General features: G+C 66.2%; 16 protein-coding genes. 9 read left to right on the forward strand and 7 right to left on the reverse strand.

The features are described 5' to 3' along the window. From HUT07_RS15200 to grxC, 7 genes are all read right to left on the reverse strand, one after another. Positions 1-762, reverse strand: coding sequence for a sulfite exporter TauE/SafE family protein (locus HUT07_RS15200; RefSeq protein ID WP_176021621.1), 762 nt, complete (start codon positions 760-762; stop codon positions 1-3). Positions 763-788: 26 nt separating this feature from the next. Next, positions 789-1697 (reverse strand): LysR family transcriptional regulator, encoded by a 909-nt coding sequence (locus tag HUT07_RS15205; protein ID WP_176021622.1) that lies wholly within the window; start codon positions 1695-1697, stop codon positions 789-791. Positions 1698-1750: 53 nt separating this feature from the next. Beyond that, positions 1751-2494, reverse strand: coding sequence for a cysteine hydrolase (locus HUT07_RS15210; RefSeq protein ID WP_176021623.1), 744 nt, complete (start codon positions 2492-2494; stop codon positions 1751-1753). Between the two features lie 122 nt (positions 2495-2616). After that, complete coding sequence (locus tag HUT07_RS15215) at positions 2617-3012, reverse strand: hypothetical protein (protein ID WP_176021624.1); 396 nt, start codon at positions 3010-3012, stop codon at positions 2617-2619. A gap of 141 nt (positions 3013-3153) precedes the next feature. Then, positions 3154-4158, reverse strand: coding sequence for an isocitrate dehydrogenase (locus tag HUT07_RS15220; protein ID WP_176021625.1), 1005 nt, complete (start codon positions 4156-4158; stop codon positions 3154-3156). 297 nt (positions 4159-4455) lie between these two features. Beyond that, positions 4456-4848 (reverse strand): carboxymuconolactone decarboxylase family protein, encoded by a 393-nt coding sequence (locus HUT07_RS15225; RefSeq protein WP_005408260.1) that lies wholly within the window; start codon positions 4846-4848, stop codon positions 4456-4458. Beyond that, positions 4845-5135, reverse strand: a complete 291-nt coding sequence (gene grxC / locus HUT07_RS15230; protein WP_025878124.1) for a glutaredoxin 3 — start codon at positions 5133-5135, stop codon at positions 4845-4847. The genes HUT07_RS15225 and grxC overlap by 4 nt, the downstream gene beginning before the upstream one ends. Before the next feature lie 92 nt (positions 5136-5227). Between grxC and HUT07_RS15235 the strand changes: the two genes are divergently transcribed. From HUT07_RS15235 to lpxH, 9 genes are all read left to right on the forward strand, one after another. After that, positions 5228-6928 (forward strand): M48 family metalloprotease, encoded by a 1701-nt coding sequence (locus HUT07_RS15235; RefSeq protein WP_176021626.1) that lies wholly within the window; start codon positions 5228-5230, stop codon positions 6926-6928. A 116-nt stretch (positions 6929-7044) separates the two neighbouring features. Continuing rightward, entirely contained in the window at positions 7045-7734 is a 690-nt protein-coding gene (phoB, locus tag HUT07_RS15240) for a phosphate regulon transcriptional regulator PhoB (protein WP_005408258.1), read from the forward strand. Positions 7735-7839: 105 nt separating this feature from the next. Then, the gene (phoR, locus tag HUT07_RS15245) at positions 7840-9171 is read left to right on the forward strand and encodes a phosphate regulon sensor histidine kinase PhoR (protein ID WP_176021627.1); all 1332 of its coding nucleotides are present in this window, start codon (positions 7840-7842) and stop codon (positions 9169-9171) included. A 4-nt stretch (positions 9172-9175) separates the two neighbouring features. After that, the gene (gene ppk1, locus HUT07_RS15250; RefSeq protein ID WP_176021628.1) at positions 9176-11263 is read left to right on the forward strand and encodes a polyphosphate kinase 1; all 2088 of its coding nucleotides are present in this window, start codon (positions 9176-9178) and stop codon (positions 11261-11263) included. 373 nt (positions 11264-11636) lie between these two features. Further along, the gene (gene ppx / locus HUT07_RS15255) at positions 11637-13163 is read left to right on the forward strand and encodes an exopolyphosphatase (RefSeq protein WP_176021629.1); all 1527 of its coding nucleotides are present in this window, start codon (positions 11637-11639) and stop codon (positions 13161-13163) included. Between the two features lie 305 nt (positions 13164-13468). Then, complete coding sequence (locus HUT07_RS15260; protein WP_176021630.1) at positions 13469-16405, forward strand: TonB-dependent receptor; 2937 nt, start codon at positions 13469-13471, stop codon at positions 16403-16405. 164 nt (positions 16406-16569) lie between these two features. Next, positions 16570-17715, forward strand: a complete 1146-nt coding sequence (locus HUT07_RS15265) for a glycosyltransferase family 1 protein (RefSeq protein ID WP_176021631.1) — start codon at positions 16570-16572, stop codon at positions 17713-17715. Continuing rightward, positions 17696-18235, forward strand: a complete 540-nt coding sequence (locus tag HUT07_RS15270; protein ID WP_176021632.1) for a phosphatase PAP2 family protein — start codon at positions 17696-17698, stop codon at positions 18233-18235. Before HUT07_RS15265 ends, HUT07_RS15270 begins: the two co-directional genes overlap by 20 nt. 48 nt (positions 18236-18283) lie before the next feature. Then, on the forward strand, positions 18284-19030 hold the full coding sequence (lpxH, locus tag HUT07_RS15275; RefSeq protein WP_176021633.1) for a UDP-2,3-diacylglucosamine diphosphatase: 747 nt from the start codon (positions 18284-18286) through the stop codon (positions 19028-19030).

The following is a 19030-nucleotide window of genomic DNA, read 5'->3' on the forward strand; positions in this document are numbered from 1 at the left end:
TCACCCCGCCGCCCCACGGGACAGCAGCAACGGCAACGACGAGGCCAGCATGGCAACGCCGGAAGCCGTCAACAGGCCGAGGACGATCTGCCGGAAACGCGCCTCACTGATGCCGATGTACAGCTTCGCCCCCAGCAGCGTTGGCAGCAGCATCGCCGGCGCGACGATGGCGAAGTACGGCAGCATCTGCCGGGTGACCATGCCGGTGCCGACATAGATGGCCATGGTCACCGCCAGCATCGCCAGGTTGAAGTTCTGGATGACCGCGCGCTGCGCGTCCTTGCCGAAGCCGCGCAGCGTGCTCCACAACGTCGGTACCGGCCCGGCGAAACCACCGATGCCGCTGAGCACGCCCCCGGCCATGCCGGCCAATGCATCGCCAAAACGACCACCCACGGTGACAGGCGGCAGCGAACGCGCCATCAACATCACAGGGCACCACAGCGCGAGGAATCCTCCCAGCAACGCCTTGAACCAGACCATGTCCAGCTGCGGCAGCACCAGCACCCCCAGCGGAATGCCCGCCAGGCCACCGAGCACGAACGGCAGCAGCAGGCGCAGGTTGAAGCCACGGCGAACGGTGAACACCGCCAGCAACTGGCCGACCAGCGCACCGAACACCGACAACGTTGCCGCGAGCCGAGGATCCAGCCCCCACGCCCAGAACGACATCGCGACCATGCCGAACGCGAACCCCGACAGCCCCTGCACGAAGCCAGCGACAACGGCGCCCAATGCAACCAGCAGATACACCGACTCCATCCCCGCTCCTCGCCGCTGTCGTGCAACTACTCTGCCGCACCCGATGGTGCAGCGTAGTGGGCGGCCAGGTGATCGACCAGCGCGCGCACTTTCGGCGCCAGCGCGCGTGCATGTGGGTACAGCGCGAAATAGCAGCGTGGGCCGCCGTGCCAGTGGGGCAGCACGCGGATCAGGCGACCACTGCGCAGATCCTCCTGCACGGTAAGTGCGGTGAACAGGGTGATGCCCAGGCCCGCCAGTGTGGCGGCGTACAACGCCGGTGTCGCATCCACACGCAGACGTTGACCGGCCTCGACTGCAGCGATGACGCCTTTCGGCCCGTGCAGTTGCCACGGCACGGTCGCTGCGGTCGGGCTGAATGCCAGCAAGGCGTGCCGCTGCAGATCAGCCACCTGCCTCGGCAATCCCTGGCGCGCGAGATAGGCGGGTGCGGCGACGAGAATGCGCGGACAACGCGCAAGCTCCCGAGCGACCAGCTGACTGTCCGGCAGCGCAGGCGCGATGCGCAGGGCGAGATCGAACCCGCCCCCGACCACGTCGACGAGTTGATCGTCGGCGGACAGATCCAGCGCCACCTGGGGGTAGCGCTGCAGGAACGAAGGCAACCAGTGCGGCAGCTCCTGGCTGGCGACCACCTGCGGCACGCTGATCCGCAATCGACCGCTGGGCTGCGCCTGACCGGCGCGTGCGCGGTCGTCGGCGGCATCCAGGCGATCAAGCAACGCTACCGCCTCCCGATGGTAGTCGCGTCCGGCTTCGGTCAGCGACAGGCGCCGGCTGTTGCGATCCAGCAAGCGCACCTGCAGGTGCTCCTCCAGTTGCCGCAGTTGCCGCGATATCGCCGAATGGGTGGTGCCCAGGCGCTCAGCGGCTGCGGTGAAGCTGCCAGCATCGACGATCGCACGCAATGCACGCAGGGCAACGAAATGATCCATCGGCGGGCAACTCCGGTTGGCGGGACCCGCTGGGTGCGGACCCCGCCAGCTTATCAAGCACCATCGGCAGCCTTGTGCACCGGCAATGCAAGCAGCGCATCGGTGGTCATGACATCGCCAAAGACATCGTCGATCTGTGCCAGCGATGCCTCATGCAGCGCCCGATGACCGATCGTCTGGCCATTGGCCAGGTCCAGATCACGGCTGGCAACGGCATCGGAGGCCACGATCACCCGGTAGCCGCGCGGCGCCGCAGCGGCATCGCGTGCAGCACCGGCAACGCAGGCATGGGTCTGCAGGCCGGTGACGATCAGGGTATCGATACCGGCATCCTGCAGCGCCTTGTCCAATACCGCTGCCGAAGCGCCCGCGAACACGCTGACGTTGTCCTTCTGCACCACGGCTTCGCCCTTGCGCGGCTGCATGTCACGGTGGAAGGCGGCATTGACGCTGCCCTGCGCGAACAGCGGCGCGCCGGCCGGCAGCACATGCTGCACATGGATCACGCGGATGCCGTGGGCATCGGCGAAGTCGACCACGCGGCGCGCCTGGCGCAGCGCGGCCACGCCGTCGGGAATGACCATGCGGCCACCGGCAAACCCCGGTGCGGCGCTGGCATCGAAGTACTCATTCTGGAAATCGATCACCAGCACGGCGGTCTTTGCCGCATCCAAGGAGGCGATCGTCGGAGCGCCAGCCATGTGGCGGATGGTGGGATGGGCCGGTTCGGCAGCGACGACGGGGGCAACGGCGGCCATGCCGATCAGGCTGGCCAGCCCAAAGGCGGTGAAGTTCATGCAAGAGCTCCTGTGCGATGGAAAGTGGACACAGGATGCGGAGCACAGGACGCACGAACCAGCCATGTGCGGGAACATGATCTGTGCGGAACATGCACAGACAGTTGGTTGTAGAGTCGAGGCTACGAGGTCAGCTTTGCGCCATTGAGACGCACGATCATCGCGTGGTCTCGCCCCAGCACGACTTCGGCGGCGTTGTGGCCTGCGCGCACGGCACGCTTCAGGCCCACCGGGTACTTCACCGGTACCCCAGCCAGCGTATGGACGTGCTGGGCAGGAGGATGCCGGCTCCTGATGACGAACTCCGCGCAGAAGCCTTCCAACACATACACAGGCGCGCCTGCCGGGAACTCGATCAAGCGCAGCGACCGCGCCTCGGACTGCCGCAGGGTCCGGACCGGCGCCCCATGTTTCCGCAGCCGGCGCAACGCGCGCTGCGCACGGGACCAGGGCCAGTAGAAGACGAAGTAGGTGACCACACCCAGAACGTAAACGGCGGCCGCCGACAGGATCCACACAGCCGTTTCAGGCATCAACAAAACCCCGTCGGTGAAAAATGCGCGACTCGAAACGCAGACGGGCCGTACAAGGACGGCCCGTCTGCACCTACTACCGTCCTGCATGGACATCGCCTGCGGCGACATCCAGCAGCCGGCGCCTTACAGGCGGCTGGCGATCGCGCGGGCGAAACCCATCGTGTTGCCAGTGCCGCCGAGGTCGCCGGTCAGCGAATCCTTGGCTTCCAGCGTGGCGACGATGGCCTTGCGCAGACGCTCGGCATTTTCCGGCTGGCCGACATGGTCCAGCATCTGCGCGGCAGCCAGCAGCAGCGCGCACGGATTGGCCTTGCCCTGGCCGGCGATGTCCGGCGCGGTGCCGTGCACGGCTTCGAAGATCGCCGCGTCCTTGCCGATGTTGGCACCCGGGGCCAGGCCCAGGCCACCGACCAGACCGGCGCACAGGTCGGAAATGATGTCGCCGAACAGGTTGGTGGTGACGATGACGTCGAACTGTTCCGGACGCATCACCAGCTGCATGCAGCAGTTGTCGACGATCATTTCCTGGAACTCGATGTCCGGGTACTGCGCGGCCACTTCACGGGCGACATTCAGGAACAGGCCCGAGGTCGACTTGATGATGTTGGCCTTGTGCACGGCGGTGACCTTCTTGCGGCCGGTGCTCTTGGCCAGCTCGAAGGCGTAGCGCACGATGCGCTCGGAGCCCTTGCGGGTGATGCGGGTGCCGGAGAAGGCGGTCTCGCCGTCGGCCGACACTTCCTGGCCTTCGGCCAGGTACGCACCTTCGGTGTTCTCACGAACGGTGATCAGGTCGACGTTGTCGAAACGCGACTTGGTGTTCGGGAAGGTGTGGGCCGGACGCACGTTGGCGTACAGGTCGAAATGGCGGCGCAGGCTGACGTTGATCGAGGTGAAGCCACCACCGACCGGCGTGGTCAGCGGGCTCTTCAGCGCGACCTTGTTGCGCGCGATCGATTCCAGGGTCACCGCCGGCATCAGGTCGCCGTGCTTTTCCAGGGCCACCAGGCCGGCGTCGGCGTCTTCGTACTCCAGGCCAGTCTTGAGCTGGTCGAGCACGAACAGGGTGGCGTCCATGATTTCCGGGCCAATGCCGTCGCCGCGGATGACCGTAATTTTCTGCGTCATTGATCGATGTTCCGAACAGGGGGAAAAACGCCGTCCGGACGTGCCCGGAAACGCCGGCGCAAAGGAAGTTTCACCCGCAATTATGCCTTAGCCGGGCCCGGCTACCCAAGTAGACCATGGTCCTGACCCCGGCAAAGGCATAATTGCCCGCGCATTCCTCCTCTACCCCCGCCTGTCGGCGCGCCCCTTCAACAAGAAGGGGCTCCTGGACTGTTGGATTGCGGGGAAGGCCCCCCCCCCCCGCGGCCGGTAGTGCCGGGAAGGGCGCAAGGTCCCGGTTCCCGGTGTTCGTCAGGGTCAGTGCTCGTGCGCGGCCGGGGCGGCGGCGCCGCCTTCCAGCTGGTCGAGGAAGTCCACGGCGCGGCGCAGGTGCGGGATCACGATGGAGCCGCCGACCACCAGGCCGACCGAGAAGGTCTCGAAGAACTCCTCACGGGTAACCCCGGCGTCCTTGCACTGGGCCACGTGGTAGCTGATGCAGTCGTCGCAGCGCAGCACCATCGAGGCCACCAGCCCCAGCAGTTCCTTGGTCTTCACATCCAGCGCGCCGGCCTGGTAGGTCTGCGTGTCCAGCGCGAAGAAGCGGCGCACCACCTGGTTCGGCTCGCCCAGGATGCGTTCGTTCATGCGCTTGCGGAAGTCGGTGAACTCGGCAATCCGGTCCTTGCTGCCGTCGTCGGCCGCGCTCATGCCTGGCCCTGCCCGGCCAGCAGCGGCTCGAGCTTGCCTTCACGGTGCAGGGCCATCATGTCGTCGTAGCCGCCAACGTGGACGTCGCCCACGAAAATCTGCGGAACGCTGGTACGGCGGGTCTTGGCCATCATCTTCTCGCGCTCGACCGGGTCCAGGTCGATGCGGACCTCGGTCCATTGCTGGCCCTTGCTCTTGAGAAAATTCTTGGCGGCCACGCAGTACGGGCAGACGGCGGTGGAATAGATGGTGATGGCGGGGGTAGCGCCGGCGGACTGGGCTGTCACGGGAAACTCCACGATGGATCGACGGTCCATATATGGTACCGGTGCGCTGGAATTTCCACGCCACGCCCGCAACACTGTGGATTGATTAACGAATGGTTGCCCCCTGCCCTGCCACGCTGGACAGACCCTGCCCGAGGACCGACCGCTTGCGACCCCTGCTGCTCACCGCTGCCCTGACCCTGGCCCTGGCCGCCCCACTGGCGCAGGCGCAGGAGAAGCTGCCGGACATCGGCTCCTCGGCGGGCGAACTGCTGACCCCGGCCCGCCAGGCCGAGTACGGCGCGATGATGCTGCGCGAGCTGCGCAACTACGGCTACCTGCTGGACGATCCACTGGTCAACGACTGGCTGCAGACCATGGGCACCCGCCTTGGCTCCAACAGCGACCAGCCGCGCCAGCCCTACACGTTCTTCGTGATGAAGGACCGCCAGATCAACGCCTTCGCCACCCTCGGCGGCTATATCGGCGTCAATGCCGGCCTGGTGCTGACGGCCGAACGCGAGGACGAGGTGGCCGCGGTGCTGTCGCACGAAATCGCCCACGTCACCCAGCAGCACGTGCTGCGCGGGGTGGAGCGCGCCCAGCGCGACCAGATCCCGATCCTGCTGGGCATGCTGGCAGCGGTGGTCGCCGCCCAGGCCAGCAACAGCTCCTCCTCGGGCAATGCGACCATGGCGGCGATCAGCTCGGGTATGGGCCTGATGCAGCAACGGCAGATCGACTACACCCGCTCCAACGAATCCGAGGCCGACCGGCTGGGCATCCGCACGCTGTCGCGCAGCGGCTATGACGTGGACGCGATGGCCGGCTTCTTCGAGCGCATGTCCTCGGCGATGCGCGGCAACGATGGCGGCTACAGCGTTCCCGACTTCCTGCGCACCCACCCGGTCAACACCACCCGCATCAGCGAGGCCAAGGCCCGCGCCGAACAGATGAAGAAGGACACGGTGCTGCTGACAACCCGCACGCCCGGCGGCGAGCGCAGGGAACGGGTGGATCCTGCCGACCCGACCCTGGGCGATCCGCTGCTGCGCGGCATCAACCCGCTGCTGCCCAGCAGCGTGCTGCGGGTTCCGGTCGGCCAGCTCAGCCGTGGCGCCAGTGGCGATTTCAACTGGGCCCGCGAACGCCTGCGCGTACTCAGCGCCGACAGCCCGGCCGAACTGCAACGCGAGTACGCCGATCTTGCGCGGCGGCAGAAGGATGGCCTGGACGACGCTCAGCGTTACGGCCAGGCACTGGCCACGATGCGCGGCGGCCGCAGCGGCGCCAGCGAGGCCCGGCAGACGTTGACCGACCTGCTGAAGACCCACCCGGACAGCCTGTGGGTCGCCCTGGCCCTGGCCGAGGCGGAATCGCGCACCGGCCAATCCACCCAAGCCAATGCACGCTTCGAGCAGCTGCTGCACGAACACCCCAACAGCCGGCCGGTGGCCCTGACCTATGCCGAGATCCTGAACGAGCAGGGCGGCCAGGCCGCGGGGCAGCGCGCGCAGGCCATGCTGCGCCCACTGCTGTCGCAAAGCAGTAACGATCCGGTCTTCCAGCAGCGCTACGCCCGCGCCAGTGAACTGGCCGGTGACAGTGTCCGCGCCAGTGAAGCCTATGCCGAGGCAGCGTTCCTGAGCGGGCGCCCGGAACAGGCCCTGATGCAGCTGCAGGCACTCAAGCGCAACCCTGCCCTGGACTACATCGGCCGGGCCCGGGTGGATGCGCGGATCGAATCGATCACGCCCACCGTCCTGGAACTGCGCCGGCAAGGCATACAGGACCCGGACCTGGACCGCCGCTGAGTGCGGCATGACCGGCTGATGGCAGCAATGCCAGATGCCGGTCAGGTAGTCACAAACATGTCATCAAACCGTAGTCTACTGGCACCACTCCAGTAACTGAGCCCTACGGTGTCCTCGTGCAGAAACGCATCCTGATCGTCGATGACGAGCCCGCGATCCGCGAAATGGTCGCCTTCGCCCTTCGCAAGGGCGATTACGAACCTGTCCACGCCGGTGACGCCCGCGAGGCCCAGACCGCCATCGCCGACCGCGTCCCTGACCTGATCCTGCTCGACTGGATGCTGCCCGGCACCAGCGGCCTGGACCTGGCCCGGCGCTGGCGCAAGGAAACCCTGACCCGCGAAGTGCCGATCATCATGCTGACCGCACGCGGCGAAGAGAACGACCGCGTCGGCGGCCTCGAAGCCGGTGTGGACGACTACGTGGTCAAGCCGTTCTCGGCACGCGAACTGCTGGCCCGCATCCGTGCGGTCATGCGCCGCGCCCGCGAAGACGACGAGGATGGCAGCGTCGCGGTGGGCCCGATCCGCATCGATGGCGCCGCCCACCGCGTGTTCGCCAACGACCAGCCGGTGCCGATCGGCCCGACCGAGTACCGTCTGCTGCACTTCTTCATGACCCACCCAGAGCGCGTGTACACCCGTGCCCAGCTGCTGGATCACGTGTGGGGCGGCAGCGTGTATGTGGAAGAACGCACCATCGACGTGCATATCCGCCGCCTGCGCAAGACGCTGGAGCCATTCAACGCCGAGAACATGGTGCAGACCGTGCGCGGCGCAGGTTACCGCTTCTCCACCGCCACCTGAGTCTCGTCGTGCCGGCGCCGTGCACCCCACGGTGCCGGCGTCGGCAACTCTGCTATAACCCTCGGTTCACCTGCGTGAACCGCTGCAACCCACGACGAGACCGCAATGCCCCGCCACATCCGCTCTGCCTGGTTGAAGACACTGGCCACCGTTGCCACCGTGTTGCTGTTGGCCGGTCTGGTCGGATGGTTCACTGGCCACCTGTGGCTGTGCATCGCGCTGGCGGCACTGGCCACGCTGGTCTGGCACTACTGGCGGCTGCGCCGCGTGCTGCGCCGGCTGACCGCACGCCAGCGCTGGGATACCGCCGCCGAAGGCACCGGCGTCTGGAACGAGCTGGACCGTCTGCTGTACCGCAACCAGGTCGAGATGCGCGTGCGCAAGCGGCGCCTGCTGGACATGCTGCGTAGCTATCGTGCCGCGGCCGCTGCACTGCCCGACGCTGTGGTGGTGCTCGACCGCAACAGCCAGCGTGTGCAGTGGTTCAACGAAGCGGCCACTGCGCTGCTCGGCCTGCACCATCCCGGCGATCTGGGTGAAGCCCTGGTTGAACGCCTGCAACCGATGCCGCTGGCCCATTGGCTGGCCGGTGGCCGCAATGCCGAACCGATTCTGGACGTACCCTCGCCGGTCGATCCTGCGATCCGCCTGAACCTGCGCCTGATTCCCTATTCGTCCGACTACTGGCTGCTGATCGCGCGCGATGTCAGCAAGCTGCTGCGCCTGGAACAGGTGCGTCGCGACTTCGTGGCCAACGTTTCACATGAGCTGCGCACCCCGCTCACCGTGGTCCACGGTTACCTGGACATGATGGACCCGGAAGATTTCCCGGGAACCGGACCGATGCTGGAAGAGATGCGCAAGCAGAGCCAGCGCATGGCCCAGTTGGTGGAAGACCTGCTGACCCTGTCGCGACTGGAATCGCAGGAACACAGCGAGGCCGAGACGGTGGCCATGCAGCCCATGCTGGCCACCCTGCGCCGCGAAGCCGAGGCGCACAGCCAGGGCCGCCACCAGATCAGCATTGATGACCTGGCCGGCGTGGACCTGCAGGGCTCGACCAAGGAACTGCACAGCGCGTTTTCCAACCTGGTCACCAACGCGGTGCGCTACACCCCGGCCGGTGGCCGCATCGCGGTGGAGTTCCGCCGCGAGGGCGACGGCGCGGTACTGGCGGTGCGTGATACCGGCTACGGCATTCCCGCCACGCACCTGCCGCGCCTGACCGAACGTTTCTACCGTGTCTCCAGCAGCCGTTCGCGTGAAAGCGGCGGCACCGGCCTGGGCCTGTCGATCGTCAAGCACATCCTCGGTCTGCACCACGCACGTCTGGAAATCGACAGCGAAGTCGGCAAAGGCTCGGTGTTCGCCTGCCATTTCGATGCCGACCACGTGCGGCCGCGTGACTCCGCCCCCCTGACCTCCTTCGAAGAATGACGCCATGAGCAGCCTCGGATCCCTCCCCCTCCCTGTGAGCACGGACAGCGATCCGTTGCGCGACCCGGCGCTGTACATCAACCGCGAACTGTCACAGCTGGATTTCAACTTCCGCGTGCTGGCGCAGGCGATGGACCCGCAGGTACCTCTGCTGGAGCGCCTGCGCTTCATGTGCATCTCGTGCACCAACCTGGATGAATTCTTCGAGATCCGTGCCGCTGCGGTGCGCCATGCGCAGGAGTTCGGCCTGCCGCCGGCGCCGGATGGCATGAGCCCGCAGGCTATTCTCAATGCCATCCACGAGCGTGCCGCCGAGCTGGTGGACCAGCAGTACCGCTGCTGGAACCAGACGCTGCGTCCGGCCCTGATGGAGGCCGGCATCGGTGTACTGGGCCGCAATTCCTGGACCCACCGCCAGAAGCGCTGGCTGCGTGCCTACTTCCGCAACGAGATCATGCCGGTGCTGTCCCCGCTGGGCCTGGACCCGGTGCATCCGTTCCCGAAGATCCTCAACAAGTCGCTGAACATCGTGGTGGTGCTGAAGGGCACCGATGCATTCGGCCGCAGCGGCCACCTGGCCATCGTGCGTGCGCCGCGTTCACTGCCGCGGATCATCCAGCTGCCGGAAAAACTCGGCGGGTCGCAGAATTTCGTGTTCCTGTCTTCGGTGCTGTCCACCTTCGTGGACGAATTGTTCCCGGGGCTGGAAGTGCTGGGCGCCTATCAGTTCCGTGTCACCCGCAACTCCGAGCTGGTGGTGGACGAGGAGGAAGTGGAGAACCTGGCCCTGGCCCTGCGCGACGAGCTGGTGGACCGTGGCTACCGTCCTGCAGTGCGCCTGGAAATCGCCCACGACATGCCGCGCGACATCGTGCGCACCCTGCTGCAGAACTTCGGCCTGACCGAGAACGCGGTGTACCGCATCGATGGACCGGTCAACCTCAACCGCATCATCCAGCTGTACGACCTGATCGCGCAGCCGGACCTGAAGTATCCGCCGATGACCCCGCGCACCCTGCGCGACAGCGACGGCATCTTCGAGACCACCGCGCGCAAGGACCTGCTGCTGCACCACCCCTTCGACGCCTTCGCTGCAGTGCTGGACCTGATCCGTCAGGCCGCGCTCGATCCGAACGTGCTGGCGATCAAGCAGACCCTGTACCGCACCGGCAAGGATTCACTGATCGTCGACGCGCTGATCCAGGCCGCACGCGCCGGCAAGGACGTGACCGTGGTGGTCGAGCTGCGCGCGCGCTTCGATGAGGAAGCCAACCTGGGCCTGGCCGATCGGTTGCAGGAAGCCGGCGTGCAGGTGGTGTACGGCGTGGTCGGTTACAAGACCCACGCCAAGATGCTGCTGATCGTGCGCCGCGAAGGCCGCAAGCTGCGCCGCTACGTGCACCTGGGCACCGGCAACTACCACAGCGGTACCGCGCGCGCCTACACCGATCTGAGCCTGATCACGGCCGACGCCGACATCGGCAATGACGTGCACCTGCTGTTCCAGCAGTTGTCCGGGCTGGCGTCGAAGATGAAGCTCAAGCGCCTGCTGCAGTCACCCTTTACCCTGCACACCGGCATCCTGGCGAGGATCGAGCGCGAAACGCGCATCGCCGCGGCCGGGCGACCGGCGCGGATCATCGCCAAGATGAACGCCCTCAACGAAGCGCAGGTGATCCGTGCGCTGTACGCCGCCTCGCAGGCGGGTGTGCAGATCGACCTGATCATCCGTGGCGCCTGCACCCTTCGTCCGGGCGTACCCGGCGTGTCGGACAACATCCGCGTGCGTTCGATCGTCGGCCGCTTCCTGGAACACAGCCGGGTCTACTGGTTCGGTAACGACGGTGCGCCGGAGCTGTACTGCGCCAGCGCCGACTGGCTGGAACGCAACCTGCTGCGGCGCGTGGAAACCTGCTTCCCGATCCTGGACCCGGAACTGGCCAAGCGGGTCTACCGCGAAGTGCTGCAGAACTACCTGGACGACAACCTCAACGCCTGGGAACTGGATGCCGAGGGCATTTACCACAAGCGCGCACCGGCCCACGACGAAGCCCCGCATTCGGCGCAGATGGCATTGATGCAGGGACTCTGAGCCGGCAGGCGTCGACTTGGGTCGGCACCTTTGGACTCATCCACGCATGGCGTGGATCTACCGTGTCGACCAAGGTCGACACCCACCAACAGCAGGCCATGCCATTCCGACAGTTCGCAGGACTCTGTCGAAGGCGGGGTGGGTCCGGTTGCGGGGGTGTCCGCGGCATGGATGCCGCGGCCAAGCCCCCAAGGATGGGTTCACGGCGTCCCCCGCAACCGGACCCACCTCGCCATCCCACGGATACCCCGCTTTTGACGTTGACGTTGACGTTGCCTCTGCGGGTGCAGGGCGCAGCCCTGCCGCACTCCCCCCACAAAATGTGAAGGCCGCGCGGTGACGAGTACACCGCCCCTTCGGCTAACATTCGCCCATGCCGCATACCACCACGACTCCGCCCGCATTGCAGGATGGCGACCTGCTGGCCGCCATCGACCTTGGCTCCAATAGTTTCCACATGGTCATCGCGCGTTACACGCTTGGCCAGCTGCGGGTGATCGACCGCCTGCGCGAGACCGTGCGCATGGCCGATGGCCTGGACGGCAAGGGCGGACTCTCCGCCGCAGCGCGACAGCGCGCGCTGGAGTGCCTGGCCCGGTTCGGCCAGCGCATCCGCAACGTCCCGCCGCATCGCGTGCGCGCACTGGCCACCAATACCGTGCGCCAGCTGCGTTCGCCGCAGGCCTTCCTGATGCCGGCCGAAACCGCGCTCGGGCACGCCATCGAAGTGGTCAGCGGCCGCGAGGAAGCGCGCCTGATCTATCTGGGCGTGGCCCATGCGCAGCCCCCCAAGCCCGACCAGCACCGCCTGGTGATCGACATCGGCGGCGGCTCGACCGAGTTCATCATCGGCAAGGGCATGCAGACTCTGGAGCGCGAAAGCCTGCAGGCCGGCTGCATCGCCAGCACCCGACGCTTTTTCCCGGGCGGCAAACTCAGCAAGAAGCGCTGGAAGGATGCACTGGCCGAGATCGGCCGGGAGTTCCAGCCCTTCGCCAGCAAGTACCGCGCGCTGGGCTGGCAGGAAGCGCTGGGCTCGTCCGGCACCCACAAGGCCATCAGCGAGATCTGCGCGACGATGAAGCTGAGCAAGGGCGCGATCACCGCCGAGGCGTTGCCCCAGCTCCGCGATGAGCTGCTGAAGGCCAAGAAGATCGACGACATCGTGCTACCCGGCCTGTCCAGCGATCGCCGCCCGATCATCGCCGGCGGCATCCTGGTGCTGGAGGCGGCCTTCCAGGCCCTGGGCCTGCAGAAGCTGCTGGTCAGCAAGGCCGCGATGCGCGAAGGCATCCTCTATGACATCCTCGGCCGGGCCGGCGACAATGACCCGCGCGACGAATCGGTGGCCGCACTTACCCAGCGCTATGGCATCGATACGGTGCAGGCCGGCCGCGTGCAGGACACCGCACTGTCGTTGCTGGAGCAGGTGCAGGAACGCTGGAAGCTGGATGCCGATGACGCACGCATGCTCGGCTGGGCCGCGCGCCTGCATGAGCTGGGATTGATGATCGCGCACAGCGGCTATCACGTGCATGGCAGCTATGTACTGGAGAACTCGGACATCGCCGGCTTCTCGCGGCAGGAACAGCAGATGCTGGCGACGCTGGTGCGCACTCACCGCCGCGGCATCAGCAAGACCGCCTTCGATGCCATTCCCGAACGTCTGCTGCTGACGGCACGGCGCCTGGCTGCCCTGCTGCGCCTGGCGGTCCTGCTCAACCGTGCGCACGAAGACGCTCCACTGCCGGCGTTGGAGTTGACCGCCGACGACAGCCGCCTGTCGCTGATCGTGCCGCAGGCCTTCATCGATGCGCGGCCGCTGCTGCGCGCCGACCTGATCGGCGAGACCGAGGGCATCGCTGGACTGGGCATCCAGTTCCGTCCGTTCGTGGTGTAAGCAGGGCGTCGGGACGCCCGCCGCTGCCTGATTACAATTCGTTACAGTCCGCGCAATCGGCCACCAATTCCTGCTGCAACGCAGCAGCTGGTGGCGGGTGCGTGCGTCTCGCCCTGATGTAAACCCCTGCTTTTGTTCACGTTTGGTGAAGGCGCTTGATGTGTAACGACACAAATCGACACCCCCTCTTTACATAGCATTAACCAACGAGACTACTATCGGGTCATCGGCTCGGTCCTGGACCTGCTGATTCCTTCGACGCCCGCTTTGGCGTCCTTTGCACGACCCGAGAGAGAGAGCTCGTCATGACTTCACGCACCACCGCACTGGGGCAGGCCATCCGCTACGCCCTGGCAACCACCGCCACCCTGGCCGCCCTGCCGGCGTTCGCACAGAGCGGCAGCACTGCCTCGCCGACCAACCTGGACCGCATCGAGATCACCGGTTCGCGTATCCGCCAGGTCGACGTTGAAACCGCCCAGCCGGTGCTGGCGCTGAGCCGGATGGACATCGAGCGCCAAGGCTTCAGCTCGGTCTCGGACATCCTGCAGAACGTCACCGCGATGGGCACCCCGACCATCAGCCGCGCCAACGTGCTGACCGCCGGTGAGAATGCCGGTGGCACCTACGTGGACATGCGCGGCCTGGGCACCCAGCGCACGCTGGTACTGGTCAACGGCAAGCGCCTGGGCATCAGCACCTCCGGCTACCAGGACCTGTCGGTCCTGCCGGTGTCGGCGATCGAGCGCGTGGAGATCCTGAAGGACGGCGCCTCGGCCATCTATGGTTCCGACGCCATGGCCGGCGTGGTCAACATCATCACCCGCAGCAACGTCAGCGGCGTGACCGCCAATGTCTACCACGGCCAGTTCAGCGAGGGTGACGGTGCCCGCGACCGTGTCGACGTGGTTGCCGGCTGGTCCAATGACCGCTTCTCGGCCACCCTGGCACTGGAGCACTCCGAGGAAAAGGCCGTCTGGGCACGTGACCGCGGCTTCAGCCGTTACAGCAACACCGATCGTCACCCGACCGAAGGTTGGACCACGACCAGCCAGTGGGGCCAGTTCACCGGCCTGCGTGGTCCCGGTTGTACGGTCGCAGCCGGTTGCGGCTACTCGCTCAACCGTGGCGCCGACCCGACCAAGCCGGGCAACTACCACCTGACCGATCCGGCCGCATTCACCGGCGACACCAGCAACACCAACGATCAGATGCACCTGAGCTATCCGATCAAGCGCGATTCGGTGTTCTTCTCCGGCCAGGCCAACATCACCGACAACGTCCGCTTCAAGACCGAACTGGGCTACAACAAGCGCTCCTCGACCCGCGTCACCGCTGGCTATCCGCTGGCTTCCAACACGCTGGGCGCGACGGGTGCTGCGGGCAACATGTCCATCGACAGCTACTTCAACCCGTTCGGCAACAAGAACGGCTATGCGACGCCGACGTCGGTGGCGTGGAACCGCCGTACCTGGGAAATGCCGCGCGAAAGCACCAGCGAGCTGAAGACCTACCGCGCCGTCGCCGCTTTCGAAGGCACCTTCGACCTGGGCGAGCGCTACTTCGACTGGGAAGTGGGCTATCAGTACAGCAAGAACGAGCTGACCCAGCACACCACCGGCAACCTGCACAAGCAGCGTGTCATCGATGCAGTGGGCCCGTCCTACTTCAACAACGCCACCGGTAAGGTCGAGTGCGGCAGCGCTGCAGCTCCGAAGGCCAACTGCATGGTGTGGAATCCGCTGGTTCCCTACGGCGTACAGAACCCGTATGGCCTGGACGGCAACCAGGCCCTGCAGGACTGGCTGTTCCCCGCCGAGAACGCTACCGGTGAAACCACGACCAAGAACTGGTTCGCCAACCTGAGTGGCAGCTTGCTCACCCTGCCGGCAGGCGACCTCGGCTTCGCATTCGGCCTGGAAAACCGTGAAGAGAACGGCAAGTTCATTCCCGATGCCCTGGCCCAGACCGGCGCGACCACCAACCTGGCCGCTGGACCGACCGGCGGCTCGTACAAGGTGAAGGAAGCCTACCTGGAGTTGAACGTGCCGGTGCTGGCCGACCTGCCCGGCGCGCGTGAACTGAGCTTCAACGCAGCTACCCGCTACTCCGACTACAACACCTTCGGCGACACCCTCAACAGCAAGTTCGGCTTCAAGTGGAAGCCGATCGACCAGCTGCTGGTGCGTGGCACCTGGGCCGAGGGCTTCCGCTCGCCGACCATCAACGATCTGTACGGCGGCGGCTCGCAGACCTTCCCGACCTTCAGCGATCCCTGCGACAGCGTGTACGGCTCGGCCCGTTCCAACAGCGCCGTGCGTGCACGTTGCGCCCAGGACATTGCCAACATCGATACGTACCGCCAGCTGGACAGCACCAACAGGCCGACCAGCGGTTCGAGCGCGGCCAGCCCGGTGGCGTTCACCTCCGGCTCCAACCCGGACCTGCTGCCGGAAACCTCGACCAGCCGCACGCTGGGCGTGGTGTGGAGCCCCACCTTCATCAGCAACTTCAATGTGTCGCTGGACTGGTGGAAGATCCGCATCGACAACACCATCGTGTCCGACAGCTCGAACCAGATCCTGATCGACTGCTACGAGCAGAACATCGAGTCGCGTTGCGCGCGCTTCTCGCGTGATCCGGTCACCGGCATCGTCACGGGCCTGAAGTTCGGCAACCGCAACGCGGGCTTCGCCGAGACCGAAGGCTACGACATGGACGTCAGCTACCGTCTGGATACCGACTACGGCAAGCTGAGCACCTCGTGGTCGACCACCTACGTCAGCTCGAACATCAACCGTTCGTCCAATGACGTGGCCACCGTGCCGACCACCACCAACGGTATCGCCACCAACACCGGCATCGGCTTCCGCGTGCGCTCCAATGCCACCATCGGCTGGGACTACGAGAACTTCGGCGTCAGCTGGACGGCGCGTTACTACTCCGGTGTCAAGGAGCAGTGCCTGAGCCTGCCGAACCACCCGGACGAGTGCTCCGATCCGGGCGTGTACGCGCCTTGGTACAAGGGCGCCCGCAACTACAACGAGCGTGGTTCGGTGACCTTCAATGACGTGCAGGTGCGCTACAAGCTGCCGTGGAACGCCACCGTCTCGGTGGGTGCCAACAACGTGTTCAACCGTCTCGGCCCGGTGATGTACACCAAGCCGAACTCGGTGTACTCCTACTCGGGCAGCTTCGACATCGGCCGCTTCGTGTACATGCAGTACAAGCAGAGCTTCTGATCCACGCGCTGTCAGAACACCACGACCACGGCCCTTCGGGGCCGTGGTTTTTTGTGCCCTGAACTACGCAGGCAGCGCTCTGCCCGGCCGTCATCGTGCTGTCGCAAAGCGGTCATGTCGTCTACATCGGCAGGGCCGAGCATGCGTAAAACCGGAGGCCCGCCATGCGCTATGCCATCGTCACCGAAACCTACCCACCGGAGATCAACGGCGTCGCACTGACCGTGCAGGGCCTGGAGCAGGGATTGCGCGCCGCCGGCCACGAGGTCGACCTGATCCGTCCGCGACAGGTCAGCGAAGCGCTGGAGACGGCGCCGGGCACCTTGTTGGTACCGGGCGCGGCATTGCCGCGCTATCCCGGCCTGCGCTTCGGCCTGCCGGCACCGATCCGGTTGGGCAGGCACTGGCGGCAGCAGCGCCCGGATGCGATCTACGTGGCGACCGAGGGCCCGCTGGGCTGGTCGGCGCTGCGCACCGCACGGCGCCTCGGCATTCCGGTCGCTACCGGATTCCACACCCGCTTCGACGAATACCTGCCCGACTATGGCGTGGCGTGGCTGCAATCGGCGGCAATGCGCTGGATGCGTCGCTTCCACAACCAGGCTGACGCAACCCTCGTGCCCACCCGCGAACTGCAGGAATTCCTGACCGAGCAGGGCTTCGAGCGTGTGCGCCTGCTCGCGCGTGCGGTCGACAGCCAGCAGTTCGACCCGTCGCGGCGCGACCCGGCGCTGCGCGAGGAATGGGGCATCGATGGCACCGGCCTGGCAGCGATCTACGTCGGCCGCATCGCCGCCGAAAAGAATCTCGGCCTGGCGGTGAAGGCGTTCCGCAGGCTGCAGCAGGTACGCCCGAAAGCGCGTTTCATCTGGGTCGGCGATGGCCCGGCGCGCGAGAAGCTGGCGCATGAGAATCCCGATTTCATCTTCTGTGGCATCCAGCGCGGCGATGCCCTGGCCCGACATTTCGCCAGTGGCGACCTGTTCCTGTTCCCCAGCCGCAGCGAGACATTCGGCAACGTGACCCTGGAAAGCATGGCAAGCGGCCTGGCGACGGTCGCTTTCGACTACGGCGCGGCCCGCGAGTACCTGCGCAACGGCGAGAACGGTGCGGCAGTGGATGGCGACGAGCAGTTCGTGCAGGCAGCGGTTCAACTGGCTGCCGATGATGCCCTGCGCCGCGAACTGGGCGGCAACGCGGCACGGGCAATGAAGCGACTGCACCCACAGCAGGTGGTGGCGGAGTTTGAAGACCTGCTGGCGGAACTGGCCAGCGCGCGGAGGAGCGGACATGCGCACCACGCCGCTTGAACTGCTGGCAGGTCGCGAAGCCCGGTTGTGTCGGCGTGCCAACCACTACTGCCGACGTCGCCGCGTGCGGCGTGCCTTCTCGATCATCAGCCGGCTCGGCGATGGCGTGTTCTGGTACGTATTGATGGGTGCGCTGGTGCTCATTGATGGCTTCGACGGCCTGCGTGCATCGGTGCACATGGCCGCCACCGGGCTGGCCGCACTGCTGCTGTACAAGGGGTTGAAACGCTGGACCCGGCGGCCACGGCCGTACGCGGCCGACCTGCGTATCCGCGCCTGGGTGGCGCCGCTGGATGAGTTCAGTTTCCCATCCGGGCATACGCTGCATGCGGTGTCGTTCACCATCGTCGCGCTGGCCTATTACCCCTGGCTGGCACCGCTGCTGGTGCCGTTCACCTTTGGTGTGGGCCTGTCACGCGTGGTACTTGGCCTGCACTACCCAAGTGACGTTCTGGCTGCCACCGGCATCGCCGCACTGCTGGCCTCGGCCAGCCTGGCTTGGCTGCCGCTGCCGGTGTAGCCGGCACAGCCCTGCGCCAGCAGCGGAGTGATGCCCTAGAATGTCCGCATGACCACGTTGTTCATCTCCGATCTGCATCTGGACCCCAGCCGTCCGGCCATCACCGACCTGTTCCTGCGCTTCCTGCGCGAGGAAGCGCCCGGCGCCGATGCGCTGTACATCCTCGGCGATCTGTTCGAAGCCTGGATCGGCGATGACACTCCCTCGGCCGCTGCCGACGCGGTAGCCGATGCCCTGAAGGTGCTGTCCGACAACGGCGTGCCGGTCTTCTTCATCCGCGGAAACCGTGACTTCCTGCTGGGCGAAGACTATGCCCGCCGCGCGGGCCTGCGTATCCTCCCGGACCCGTGCATGATCGAGCTGTACGGTCGCCCGGTGCTGCTGCAGCACGGCGATCTGCTGTGCACCGATGACATTCCCTACCAGCAGTTCCGCGCACAGACCCGCGACCCGGTCTTCCAGGCGCAGTTCCTGTCGCAGCCGCTGGCCGCGCGCATCGCCTTCGCACAGAAAGCGCGCGATGCCAGCCAGGCGCGCCAGTCGGAAATGAAGCAGGGCGACCGTGCGCAGTTCGAAACCGTCACCGACGTGGCCCCGGCCGAAGTGGAAGCCACCTACGTGCGCCACGGCGTGGACACGATGATCCATGGCCACACCCATCGCCCGGCGATCCACAGCCTGCAGGCCGGCGGACGCAGCTGCACCCGCATCGTGCTGGGTGACTGGTACGAACAGGGTTCGGTGCTGCGCGTGGACGCCAACGGCTGGACCCTGGAAACGCTCAGCCGCGAATGA

It is taken from the genome of Stenotrophomonas sp. NA06056 (assembly GCF_013364355.1).
GTDB lineage: Bacteria > Pseudomonadota > Gammaproteobacteria > Xanthomonadales > Xanthomonadaceae > Stenotrophomonas.